Annotated in this window: 14 protein-coding genes and 1 pseudogene; 8 read left to right on the top strand and 7 right to left on the bottom strand. The window is 36.7% G+C overall.

Going from position 1 to position 12,449, the window contains the following annotated elements; genetic code table 11:
- Window positions 1-49: 49 nt before the first annotated feature.
- The 7 genes and pseudogenes from AC5WOC_RS06380 to AC5WOC_RS06350 form a co-directional block, all read left to right on the top strand.
- A complete protein-coding gene (locus tag AC5WOC_RS06380; RefSeq protein ID WP_496054564.1) occupies window positions 50-766 on the top strand; it encodes a hypothetical protein in 717 nt (238 codons plus the stop codon).
- 216 nt (window positions 767-982) lie between these two features.
- Window positions 983-1,201 (top strand): hypothetical protein, encoded by a 219-nt coding sequence (locus AC5WOC_RS06375; RefSeq protein WP_496054563.1) that lies wholly within the window; start codon window positions 983-985, stop codon window positions 1,199-1,201.
- A 494-nt stretch (window positions 1,202-1,695) separates the two neighbouring features.
- Entirely contained in the window at window positions 1,696-2,151 is a 456-nt protein-coding gene (locus AC5WOC_RS06370) for a hypothetical protein (protein ID WP_496054562.1), read from the top strand.
- 238 nt (window positions 2,152-2,389) lie between these two features.
- Complete coding sequence (locus tag AC5WOC_RS06365) at window positions 2,390-2,752, top strand: hypothetical protein (protein ID WP_496054561.1); 363 nt, start codon at window positions 2,390-2,392, stop codon at window positions 2,750-2,752.
- A gap of 166 nt (window positions 2,753-2,918) precedes the next feature.
- A complete protein-coding gene (locus tag AC5WOC_RS06360; RefSeq protein WP_496054560.1) occupies window positions 2,919-3,464 on the top strand; it encodes a GNAT family N-acetyltransferase in 546 nt (181 codons plus the stop codon).
- A gap of 67 nt (window positions 3,465-3,531) precedes the next feature.
- Window positions 3,532-4,503 (top strand): phosphotransferase enzyme family protein, encoded by a 972-nt coding sequence (locus tag AC5WOC_RS06355; protein ID WP_496054559.1) that lies wholly within the window; start codon window positions 3,532-3,534, stop codon window positions 4,501-4,503.
- 173 nt (window positions 4,504-4,676) lie between these two features.
- Window positions 4,677-4,889: pseudogene (locus tag AC5WOC_RS06350) on the top strand (phage terminase large subunit family protein); the annotation flags it as partial.
- Between the two features lie 200 nt (window positions 4,890-5,089).
- Here the strand turns inward: AC5WOC_RS06350 and AC5WOC_RS06345 are convergent.
- The 3 genes from AC5WOC_RS06345 to AC5WOC_RS06335 all read right to left on the bottom strand — a co-directional run bounded on the left by AC5WOC_RS06345 (window position 5,090) and on the right by AC5WOC_RS06335 (window position 7,274).
- On the bottom strand, window positions 5,090-5,638 hold the full coding sequence (locus AC5WOC_RS06345) for an undecaprenyl-diphosphatase (protein ID WP_496054558.1): 549 nt from the start codon (window positions 5,636-5,638) through the stop codon (window positions 5,090-5,092).
- A 168-nt stretch (window positions 5,639-5,806) separates the two neighbouring features.
- Window positions 5,807-6,400 (bottom strand): undecaprenyl phosphate transporter UptA, encoded by a 594-nt coding sequence (gene uptA, locus AC5WOC_RS06340; RefSeq protein ID WP_496054557.1) that lies wholly within the window; start codon window positions 6,398-6,400, stop codon window positions 5,807-5,809.
- A 127-nt stretch (window positions 6,401-6,527) separates the two neighbouring features.
- Window positions 6,528-7,274: a polysaccharide deacetylase family protein gene (locus AC5WOC_RS06335; RefSeq protein ID WP_496054556.1), complete on the bottom strand. Its 747-nt coding sequence runs from the start codon at window positions 7,272-7,274 to the stop codon at window positions 6,528-6,530.
- A gap of 272 nt (window positions 7,275-7,546) precedes the next feature.
- On the opposite strand from AC5WOC_RS06335, the gene AC5WOC_RS06330 reads away from it, so the two are divergent.
- Window positions 7,547-7,861, top strand: coding sequence for a phosphatase PAP2 family protein (locus AC5WOC_RS06330; RefSeq protein ID WP_496054555.1), 315 nt, complete (start codon window positions 7,547-7,549; stop codon window positions 7,859-7,861).
- A gap of 495 nt (window positions 7,862-8,356) precedes the next feature.
- On the opposite strand, the gene AC5WOC_RS06325 is transcribed toward AC5WOC_RS06330, so the two are convergent.
- The 4 genes from AC5WOC_RS06325 to AC5WOC_RS06310 form a co-directional block, all read right to left on the bottom strand.
- On the bottom strand, window positions 8,357-9,154 hold the full coding sequence (locus tag AC5WOC_RS06325; protein WP_496054554.1) for a COG4705 family protein: 798 nt from the start codon (window positions 9,152-9,154) through the stop codon (window positions 8,357-8,359).
- A gap of 123 nt (window positions 9,155-9,277) precedes the next feature.
- Entirely contained in the window at window positions 9,278-10,081 is an 804-nt protein-coding gene (locus AC5WOC_RS06320) for a COG4705 family protein (protein WP_496054553.1), read from the bottom strand.
- Window positions 10,082-10,201: 120 nt separating this feature from the next.
- Complete coding sequence (locus AC5WOC_RS06315; protein WP_496054552.1) at window positions 10,202-11,524, bottom strand: sensor histidine kinase; 1,323 nt, start codon at window positions 11,522-11,524, stop codon at window positions 10,202-10,204.
- A complete protein-coding gene (locus tag AC5WOC_RS06310; RefSeq protein WP_496054551.1) occupies window positions 11,514-12,188 on the bottom strand; it encodes a response regulator transcription factor in 675 nt (224 codons plus the stop codon). Before AC5WOC_RS06310 ends, AC5WOC_RS06315 begins: the two co-directional genes overlap by 11 nt.
- Window positions 12,189-12,449: the final 261 nt, after the last annotated feature.

Here is a 12,449-nt window from a genome sequence, read left to right as displayed (position 1 = left end):
TCACAGTATTATAAGAAGTTCGTTGAACAAAACAAAGGGAGTGTTGTAAATGGAATTTCATGTGAACGGTTATGGTGACGAAATCGGAAAAGATGAATTCATAAGCTTACAAAGATTACTCAAAAACAATTACGGTCTTTGGAAAAGTGATAAACAAGGAAAGTTCATTCTCTCCAAGTGGACAGCACACGAAGAATCTGTGAAGAGCAGTTGGATTTCTAAGTACATCGACGTTCAAGAAAGTTGTAAATACATTGTTATTGAAGGTTTCATTTCTTTCAGTCATGGGATGGGGAAAGGACATAGACCTGTTACTTATACTTATGAGGTTGACCACGCTGGAATAAAAAGACGCTTTCGCACAAGATATCAAGGAAACATGAGGGACGGTGTGAGCATAAAGACAGTTGAAGTTGACTGGGAGCGAACAATTAAGGTTCCTGAACCTCCACAGCAGGAAGAACCAAAAGTTCAACAAGAAGAAAAAATGGTTCCTGTGAGTCAATGGTTCGGGGAGGTTGGAAAACGTTACAACTCTATAAAATTGACAGTAAATTTCACTACTGGGTTTGACACTTCATATGGCTTTTGTTATTTAAACAAAATGGAAGATGAGAATGGGAATGTGTTTGTCTGGTTCTCCTCCACTTGTTTGGAAAATGGAACAACCTACACAATGAATGGCACTGTCAAAGATCACTCAGAATATAACGGGATAAAACAAACAGTCTTGACTCGTTGCATGAAGGTCAAAGAGGTTGCGTAAAGAGCAACTTCTTTTTTATATAGCCGTGAAACCTTCCTAAAGCGTCCCTGTGACGTTTTGTGTGGGGTTCTTGTCTTACTGTATTACGTAATTTATTAATTCGTTACAAGCCCAAATATTACGGAATTACGCAATTTGATATTTTGTGTCACACGAGGTTGTTTCCTTCGTTGAAGTAGGCAAGAAATCAAATACAACCTAGATGGAGGAACACACATGAATAAATTTGGTTCCAGAGATTTCTTCTTTCAATATTTGAAAAACCAAATTGAGAAAGAAGGAAAAACCCATGAAGTGATATATAGAGTTCACTTTGCAATGTCGAATTTAATTTTGGAAACCAACAAAGGAAAAGACGCTCTCACAATGCTGAACAACCTAAATGACGCTTGTGAGGAGATTTCAAGGAGCAATGTTCACACTAGGAGGTATTAGTCTATAATTTTGTGTGAGGAGCAGTTGCTCCTTTTTTATTTTGTATACAGTTTCAGATGTGGAAGAGTAGAAGATTGACAAGTAAAGCATGGACGTTATACAATAGTAAATATATTATGTAACTGTTTAAAGTCCACGAGGGTTTAGTCCTTTACATATAACTGAATCATAAGACATGGGTATTGGAGAATACCTTGACACGGAAGAGGTCGGAGGTTCGATTCCTCTACTGCCCACCAATCAAACTCCTTTAGAATAGGGAGTTTTTTTGTTGCAGGCGGATGGGGTTTTAGCGGAAAAAATGCGGATTGCAAACAAATTGCAAACCTTTATTACATTAAAGTGATTTCGTCTTAGTTCGGCTATTTTCTAGGAACATTTTTTCAAACTGATCCACAGCTTCTTCTTGCATAGAAGGAAGAACATGACTGTATCAATGGTTTAAAATTCTACTAGATCAAGGTCTATCAGCGGTAGAGTGTTCCGTTGTAGATTTGGATGAACATAAAGAAAAAGCACTTAATATAGCACTAAATAAAATTAGTGGAGACTGGGATATACCAAAACTAAAAGACCTCCTTCAAGAATTAGATGTAGGGGACTTCGATGTCAGCTTAATGGGTTTTGATTTCGATGAAATTGAAAACCTGATGACTCAATTCTTTGTGGAGCAAGAACCCCAAGAGGATCACTTTGATGTAGAAGATGAGCTAGAGCAAATTGAAGAACCGATTACCCAAAAAGGGGACCTTTGGATACTGGGGAAACATCGTTTCTTGTGTGGGGATGCTACTTCCTTTGTAAACATCCAGCGACTGATGAGTGGTAGACAGACCAGTATGGTTTTTACTGATCCTCCCTATAACGTGAATTACACTGGTAAAACGAAAGATGCATTAAAAATCCAAAACGATAAAATGAACCAAAGTCAATTCTATCATTTTTTATAACATTGCGAGCGAGAAAACCCACGGTTTAAATCGTGGGATGAAAGCGAGCGTTGAATGAGGGTAAGGAATTCTCCTTCACTAGTTCAACCTTTGGAAAAAAGCAAGTTTACAAACAAACATTCCCATGGTAATAGATGTATAGTCGTGACAGACGAAAACCAAGTTTGCTCGCGGCAAAGAAGAAATCAACAAACATAAACCGTGGGGCGCACGGGGTTAGCTTGGTAATGAAATAGTCATGAGGCTATCGTCCCAAGAATCCAACGGCTTTAGCCGTATGGAGTTGTCAAATGATTCTTTTGCCAATATGCTTGCCGTTACCGAATCAGGTGGCGGCATTTATATTTGTCATGCAGATAGCGAAGGAATCAACTTTCGTACAGCAATGATAGATGCAGGATGGGAACTAAAGCAATGTATCATCTGGGCAAAGAACGCTTTTGTTCTAGGGAGACAAGACTATCATTGGAGCCATGAACCCATTCTATATGGATGGAAACCGGGGGCAAGTCACAAGTGGTACGCAGATCGAAAGCAGATTACTGTTTGGAATATGGATCGACCTACTCGTAACAAAGATCATCCCACGATGAAAAACTAAGCTAATTATCCTAGTTAATCCATCAAATAATATAAATTTATTGCCAGTATTATTTAGCCCTCCTATTCATCAAATAATAATGGAATTATATTTTATTTGATATAATTAAAACACCATTTATGATAGTTATAGATTTACAAAGGTGTTTATCTTAGGAGGAGATCTGATGTTTAAACATATAATCAATGAAGATACCTTTTTAAAGAAATTAGAAATTCATGACGCAGATGCTTTGTTCTCCTTAATTGACCATTCAAGAGATCATTTACGTGAGTGGCTTCCATGGGTGGATGATGTTCATTCAGCAGAAGATCGACGATCTTTTATTGAGTCAGCAATGAGGAAGTTAGCCCAAAACAATGGGTTTGACGCTGGTATATGGTATAAAGGAAAATTAGCTGGGGTTATTTGTTTGCGTGAAATTAACTGGCCAAACCGGTTTACGAGCATCGGTTATTGGTTAGGAAAAGGATTTCAAGGTCATGGGCTGATGGTGAAATCTTGTCGAGCCTTAGTTAATCATGCTTTTTATGATCTGGGCTTAAATCGTGTAGAAATTCGAGTTGCTACAGAGAATAAGAAAAGTCAGGCGATCCCAGAACGACTAGATTTTCAATTGGAAGGATGTGTTAGACAAGGAGAATGGATCTATGATCATTTTGTTGACACGAACGTATATGGAATGTTAGCAGAGGATTGGATAAAAGGGTAAACAAATGCTGTTCCATGAAGATATTATAGAAGTTCCTTTGATTAAGAATCTGAAAGAGGGGAATGGAATGCCAGAGGAAATGGTGTTGAAAGTAGCAACAGATGCATTTGGACTTAATTTGGGTCTGTTGAAACATGTTGATGGCATGGTAAATGATGTATATCAATATCCAGCACAAAATGGGTATCCTTCACGGATATTACGTTTGACAAATCAGAAATGGCGTAATGAAGAAGAGGCAGTTGCAGAGCTACACTTTATGAAATATCTGTTTGATAATGGCGTTTCTGTTCCTGAGATATTCCTATCGAAAGCAGGAAAATTGGTTGAAAATGTTACAAATGGCTATCATGCCTCTATGTTCGCCAAGGCTCCTGGTCGAATCCCTACAGAAGAAGACTGGAACCAAAGAATGATTGTTAATTGGGGACGAATAGTTGGTCAGATGCATTCACTTACTCAATCCTATGTTCCACTACAAGAGGTTAGACGCCGTGATTGGAAACAGGAACCCTGGATGGATATGATGCGACATATACCAGATGAAGAGCCGATTGTTCTGCAGAAAGCTAAAGAGTTATTAAACTGGTTAGAAACTCTTCCAAAAGATATGAAAAACTATGGTCTTATCCACTGTGATCTTCATGCACATAACTTTTTTGTAACGAAAGACAGTGCGATTACTGCATTTGACTTTGATGATTCCTGCTATCATTGGTTCGCTTTTGACATCGCCATAATCCTCTACTCGGTCATTAAAAGATACAACCAGCAAGATAATAAGAGTGATATGCTTGATAATCACATATCCTGGTTCCTCGACTGGTTTATAAAAGGCTATCAAGAGGTACACACCTTCGATAATTGGTGGTTAAGAGCAATGCCGAAATTTTTATGTTATATTCGGGTACTCTATTACAACGTTTGGCACCAACGTAATGAGTGGAAAATGGTAGATGGTGAACTGAAGGTGAAATGGTTACGTATGAAAGCAGAGATTGAAGCAGATGAATCCTTGACAAATTATCCATTTGGATGATCTTGCGCAATATCTCTAATGAGGATAAATGCTCAAGAGCAATATCGACTCTTTAAATACCTCCAGAAGGAACCGAAATTAAAATTTACCCTGAGAGAGTAGCTTATGATTGGAATAATTATTCTTAATAAAAATTTATCTAACTAAATCAGAAGAAGGATCAAGTAGAAACCAACAATGGTGGAGAAATGGTAGAGTTTACGCTACGAACCGTGGACAAGCATCTTCCCATCAAGAAAGTGCATGCCAGTCGATCCAAAGTGACTCGTGCAGTACCTGTTGCTGCCCTCTATGAACAAGGAAAAGTTCATCATGTGGGCAGTTTTGGGATGTTGATACTATTGAGGATAATTCCTGCGTTATTTCTTCTGTTCTTCTTGTATTGATATCTGATTTACTTTTAAAACGTTATAGTAACATTCATTTACTTACGAGTTTTTTTGCTACCACTATGCTGGTTGAAGGTCCCTGGGTTTAAATTGTGGGATGAAAAACAGCGTTGTTCGAAACCTCCAAATATTAACTGCCCTCCAATTATTAATGATGCTAATAATTGGAGGGCAGTTGGACAGACTTTTATAGTTCCTTATAAAGATTCGGAAGGGCTTTGTTTTTGACCAAAAGGCATTCTGTCTAGAATCTTTTGTCCAACCCTCAGTTTGTTGATCAAAAATGCTGCTACTATTCCTATCAAAATGCCGCCAAGTACATCTGTAGGATAATGATGTCCTACATAGATACGAGAAAAACCAATGAGTAAAGCCACTAGAACAAGTGGAATGCCTAATTTTCGATTGTAGAACCAAATCGCCAAAGCAATCGCCATTGCTCCAGTAGTGTGATCACTAGGAAATGAGGAATCGGCAACATGTGGTAACAGCATGTGTACATGATGTGCCACAAAAGGTCGGGGGCGATAGGAAACCAAACCAATCAGGAAATTTACGCCTATGGCTAATGTCACAGTTAAAAATCCATTTATAGCAGCTAATCTGCTGGATGGGCGGATTGCTAGGATAAGGAGAACCGCAATATATAAATAAGGACCATATGAGGTTAGACTTTCAAAAATATGATCCCACCAAAAATGTTGTCCTGCAAAATGATTGATCCATTGAAAAAGCTGATAATCCAATATAATATCCTCCTTCGTATGATTCGAAGTTTTATTCGTGTGTTACATAAAAGAAGGACTTGCTGCATGCCAAAAAAGTTCATTTTAAATGGACTTAACATTTTTTTGTTTTTGGTAGTCAGTTTCACAAAAAAGGGTTCCCAATTTTTTTGGAACCCTTGGATAACTTTACGTACTACGTTTTTTGAACTTATGAAAAAGGAAATAAGCTACAATCAGTACTATTGCCGCAATTGCGGCATCATTGATATAAGGAGAGGCTATTTCTTTTACGTGATTCCAATTGCTACCTAGTTTCATTCCTAGGTATACAAAAAAGATAGACCAAGGAATAATAGCTAAAATAGTATAGAGAGAAAATCTAGATAAAGACATTCCTGCTATTCCTGCGGGAATAGAGATTGCATGTCGCACTATTGGAATAAAACGTGCGGTGAAAATAACCCCGACTCCATAACGTTGAAACCAATTTTCCGCTACTTCTATGTGCTTCTTTTTAATGAGAAAGTACTTTCCGTATTTATCTAAGAAAGGTTTTCCTCCATATAAACCAATCCAATAGAGAAAGAGTTGAGCGATTGTTCCGCCAATCGTTCCAGCAATCACAGCTCCTGCAAAGGAAATTTTATCTTGTGAAATCATGTATCCTCCATATGCTAATACGATTTCACTTGGGATTATTTCCACCAAAAGCCCCAGTGAAATACCTATATACCCTAGATCAGTCAGCCATTGGAGGATTTCTGTAAAGAATGTTTGCATCTAATATTACCTTCCTTTTTCGTTTGTTTTTATATACTGTTGGCAGGTATTTTCTATATAAAAACTAGCTAAACTATGATCCCGACCTATTTTATTTCCATTTTGCTATTTATTGACTTGCGGTAAATTAGTGAATAATTGACCTTTGGTGAGCGTTCGATCGCAACATATCATCTACTCTCATACAGACATATCCTTGACGAAGAACTTTTTGAAATACACGCTCCAGAGCTTTGATTGTAAATGATGGTGCATCCATATCAGCACCCAAAGTGTCACCGCTATCATGTAACAAAATAATATCTCCTGTTTTCAAGTTTTGAAGTAGACTATTCTCTATTCTTTCGTTTCCTCCTTTCCTTCTCCAATCTTTAACCATTAAAGACCACAGTACAATTTGAAAATGATTCCGTAATGAAAAGTCAAATACATTCAGTAATCCCCAAGGAGGTCGATAATAAATGGGGCGAACTCCAGTGATTTGTTCGACAAGGACAGCAGATTGATCTAATTCACGGCGAATGGTCCAAGGAAAACGGAACCAGTTTGATCTATGCACGTAATTATGAACTCCGATTAAGTGTCCTTCTTGATGCATGCGACGAATTAAATGGGGATATTGTTTTACTTTTGATCCTAGAACAAAGAATGTAGCTTTGATATTGTATTTTTTTAAAAGATCAAGTAATTGTGGTGTATACTTAGGATCAGGACCATCATCAAAGGTAAATGCTAATCCATGCTGAATAGGTCTCCTCTTATATACTCCAATACCTAATCCCAACGATAAGATACTTGGTAGGATAGCATATAAACAAAAAAGAGTAATAAATGAAAGCCATATTATCTCCATCATTCCTTGAAAATCTGCCATATTAAGAACCTCCTTTTTGTAATTTTTTTCTTTCCTTGACACGAAGTATTAGCAAGTTACCATTCCATAGCAATGCGAAGGGAAAAAACAGAACTAATAAAAAGGACTTTTTCAATGGGCGAAAAGTTCACGGTAAGAAATTTTCTATATTTCTGGAAAATACTTTACGTTTTTGTGAATGATAATTCTATTCTTGTAGTGGGGATTGGAAGGAGAAATCTGTTCTCATTGCTTGGCTTGTGCAGAAAAAACGTTGGGAAGCTTTATTTCTAATGATTGGAATAGCAGGTGGAGGGATATTCAACCTAATCTTGAAATGGATTTTTCATCGTCAGAGGCCAACGTTGCATCGATTAATAACGGAAACAGGATATAGTTTTCCAAGTGGTCATTCGATGAGTTCCTTTATTTTTTATGGGATGTTATGTATGTTATTGATTGTATTCTTAGATGCGACAATAGCACGAGTAATAGTTATCATAAGTACTGTTCTTATCGTCATCATTGTCGGTTTGAGTAGAATTTATTTAGGTGTACATTATCCAAGCGATGTTCTTGCTGGTTATATGCTGGAGGCGCTTGGTTGACTATTTGCTTAATGGGGTTGAGGTTAGTTTTGGAAAGAAGGGAAAACGATAGAGAAGAACAATTGCAGTGATAGGTTTGCTGTATGAAAAAGATGTATATCTACTCCTTATATGAAAATTAGAGTAGCTATGTTTCACTAGTAATATTTAGAAAAAACACCAATCTGTCAAATGCCAACTGGAGACAGGTCGGTGTTTTTGATATTATCTTTTTCGATTAGTTTTGAGTGCTAAAATGTTGATTTGTCCAATTAAGAGCATAGTTGAATCAATTTTGATTGCTCTTCATGATATTAATATAATTTCCATCCTATTCCAGTGCACATGGCATCAATAGAAGGAGCATTCGGTCCTAAAATTGATGTGTATGTTATGAGTTCTTGCTGTGATTTCGATCATGTTTCAATTCTTTCCATCAGCAAAGTTCCTGATTTCTACTTATCAAGTGAGTGATTTGTCTAAGGGAATTTCTTCAGTCTATATGATTTCTATTTTTTAGTTAATGACAGATTCCGCAATTTCGTTTTTCATATCTTTACGAGTGATGGACAGGTAGCAGATAAGGACAATGATAATAATGGTCATTGCAAGACTGACTATACCTTCTCCCCATCCCAAACCTCCACGGTTTGATGACACGGAAATCCAATCTGAAAACGAAGCGCCTACAGGACGCGTCATGATATATGCAAACCAAAAGGCAAATATCTCATTAAAACCAAATAACCAGTAGCCTATAGCTGGTATAATCAGGAAGACAGTGAACAGTATTCCTGAGGAAAAGTAGCCCAAGTGCATAGTAGATGCGGTCATATCTCCTGCAGCAGTACCAAGTGCAAATGTGATGAGTATGGTAGCCCAATAAAAAAGTTCACGCCGACGAGTGTAGATACTGTGTATAGAGAGAGTTTTTTCTTTTGCATACCAGATGGAAAAGAGCGCGACCATTGCAACGGTAAAAAAGACAGTGGATACCACATATGGTATACCTATGGCAACATGGACTACATCAGCGGCCATTGTCCCAAAAATACTTACCATCACAACAACTAACCAGTAAATCCATGCTACATATTTTTTTATGGAAAATTGCAGGATCAAAGATGCGACTAAGCCAATTCCAGTTAGCCCAACGGCAATCATTGGATCGATACTTTTGACTAGATAATCAGAGAACACTTCACCCATTCCAGTGGTCAATACTTTGGTTATCCAGAAGAAAGCTGTAATTTCGGGAACCTTCGTAAAGATTTGTCTTATCTGATGTATGTTGTTGGATGCAGAATTATTCATTTGTAACTTTTTCCTCCAGATTTCATAAATAACATTATCCTTGCATTTTTTATTATTTGGGAAATAAAAGATGCAAAAGAGGGTATGCTCTTCCCTCTCCTGATCTATTGTAAGATCAAATGGTTAACGAGCTAGAAGCTGTTTTCCTTCGTTGGAGTCATCTATTTTCGTCTTGGTTAGGTAGATGACTAAGCTCAAGATGATAACAAGAAAGATAGCACTAGTTCCTGTTGTACCCAAACCAAGTCCACCGTCGCTTCGAGGCTGAGACAAAAAATCACCAACAGAGGCACCAAAGGGGCGGGTCAAGATGTATGCGATCCAGAAGGCTAGCACTGCATTTAATTTAAAGGCATAGTGAGCAATGGTTACTACTAGAATTACGGCAGCGAACATCAGCGCTGATACCCAGTAACCTAAGTCCATTCCCTCAGCTATTAAATCACCAGCTGCAGTACCTAAAGCAAAAGTGAATAAAATAGCTAACCAGTAAAATGCTTCACGTTTTGTTGTATTTATGGAGTGAATGGATAGGGTCTTTTCACTCGTATACCAAATGATAAATGTTGCTATCATGAAGATGAAGAAAATGATTGTTGTTGTTTGTAGCGAGACTCCATAATTATCTGTGAGATTATCTGAACCCAGTGTGCCAACGACACTGATCAGTACGACAGTGAGCCAATAAATACTCGCTATATATTTTTTTGCTCGAAACTGAAAGAACAGGATGATGAGTAATAACCCACCCATAGCAAAAGTGGTGTTCGTCAAGCCAAAACCCAGTGTTTCATTTAGGAAGTCTGCTGCGGTTTCCCCTACCGTAGTGGCCATGATTTTAATAATCCAGAAGAAAATCGTAACTTCTGGAACCTTGTTCCACATCTCCTGAATTCGTGATGAGTTAGTCTGTATTTCATGGGACATATGTATTATCCTCCTTTTTTCATCATATAGCGCTAGTTCTCATTAAGAGACTATAAAATACAATTCTGAAAAAAGCATGAAAAAACAAAAAAAGTTAGACAGCAATCTTGTCTAACTTTTTTAAAAATATTTCTGTTTCGAGAGTGGAATCATGATGGAAAATTTACTTCCAGCATTTAATTTGCTCGATACTTTAATTGTGCCATGTAATGATTCGATAATCGATTTTCCGATGGATAATCCTAAACCTGAACTTCCGTTTTGGCGGGAACGGCTTTTATCTGCTCGATAAAAGCGATCAAAAATACGTTTTTGTTGTTCTGAAGAAATGCCAATTCCATTATCTTGAACGACAATAGTTAGGATTTCATTTTTCTGTTCATACGAGATGCTAACAGAACCATCATTCGGAGTATACTTTAACGCATTATCAATGAGAATATAAAGCAATTGCTTTACTTTTTCTTTATCAGTGTAGATTGATAAAGAATGTAAAGTGAGTAAATCTAATTTTATTTCTTTCGATTCTGACAAACGTTGAAAGGAACGAATAATCTGTTGCAAAAGAATAAGAAGATCAAAATTCTCTTTAATTGTAGGTTGTTCTCCTGAATCAGAACGGATTAAATAGAGTAAGTGATTCACTAATTGTGTTGTACTTCTTACTTCTTCTTGCAAATCGGATAAAATATTTTTAGCAATGGGTGAGAAATGTTTGCCTTCTTCAAACTCAATTGTTTCAAGTCCTGATTGCAGTACACTTAATGGTGTTCTTAACTCATGAGAAACATTAACAATAAATTCGGATTGAAGCGTATATGCTTTTATGATTGGCTTTATTGCTTGTTCTGTCATTGTGTGGCCGGCAAGAAGGGCGATAACAAAAAAGATAAGTGAAATTCCTAATAAGATAAACAGAAAATGGAAATATATTGTGATTAAATAAGTAATATCTTTCCCTATGTATATGGTTCCTTTGCGTTTGCTATTTTGGTAAATATTTTGGGAGACAAGAATTAGATAGTGAGTATTCTTTTCGGATAATTCTATCTTCAAAAATTTAAATCCCATTTTATCCGGTTTCCAATTTTCTACGTGTTTGAAGACAGGCTCACGGATTTTTGAGGAGTACTCATCAATGATGATGAGTTTATGGTTGGGTTTTAGAAAATAGGTTAAAAAGATTCCTTTTGTTTTATTAATACTAGGTACTGGGGGGGTTTCTTGGTGTTGTCCTGGATATTCATCTATATCAATATTTAGTTCATTAATTTCTTGCTTACCTATATCAAACAATTCCATTTTCTGTTCATGATACATGATAAGAAAGATAACAATGCTTATCACAACATTAAAAAGTAATAAGAAAACAATTAGCATCCTACTATTATATTGTGCAAGCTGTTTTCTCGTGTTGGTAAATAGATTCATATTATGTATCAATTGAGTATCCTACTCCTCGAATATTACTAATCATTGTTTTCTTTCCGGGTTCATCGATTTTTTTTCGCAGCAGTTTGATATAGGCATCAACAGAGTTATTTCCCACATTTGCATGATAACCCCATACACGATCAAGAATTACTTCACGAGTTAAAACCTGACCTTTGTTTCGAATGAGTAAATCTAGTAAATCGAATTCACGAGGTGTAAGTGGAGTCTCTATTTCATTTCGATATAATGTGCGTTTAGTACGGTCTATTTTGAGGTTTCCAAGTGTGATAATGTCCTCAAACAATGGGGCATAGTTTCTTCTCGTCAGGACACGGATACGGGCAAAGAGTTCTTCGAATTCAAACGGTTTCGTCAGATAATCATCAGCACCTGAATCAAGCCCTTCTACACGGTCCAATACATCATCTTTAGCAGTTAATATCAGTATCGCTCCAGCATAGTCATTTTGCCTTAGTTTTTGGCACACAGTGATTCCATCCAGTTTAGGCAGCATCCAATCCAAAATGATTAGATCATAATAGGAAGCGAGAGCATATTCGTAAGCTTCTAAGCCGTTTTTATACCATTCTACGGTATACCCCTCTTTCTCTTTTAACATATGTGCTAATATTTTGCCTAGACGAAGGTCATCTTCAGCCAATAGGATTTTCATTAAAGACTCTCCAATCAAGAAAACCAAGCGGTTTGTAAATGAAATAGTTAATATAATTATATCCAAATTACGAATTGTATTTACTATCCATTCTAGACTAAAAAAGCGATATGTACGAGAGAGTGGTTAACTTATTTCATCTTAGAATAGGAAGAGAAAACAGAAACCTGCATGATTAGAAATGAAAGGAATGAGTGGCTTGAAGTTATGGTTTTAAACATCCATTAAATAGTCAAAATAGAAAAAACACCGATCTATATA

Source organism: Shimazuella sp. NTD247 (assembly GCF_059510415.1).
This window is presented reverse-complemented; position numbering and strand designations above follow the sequence as displayed.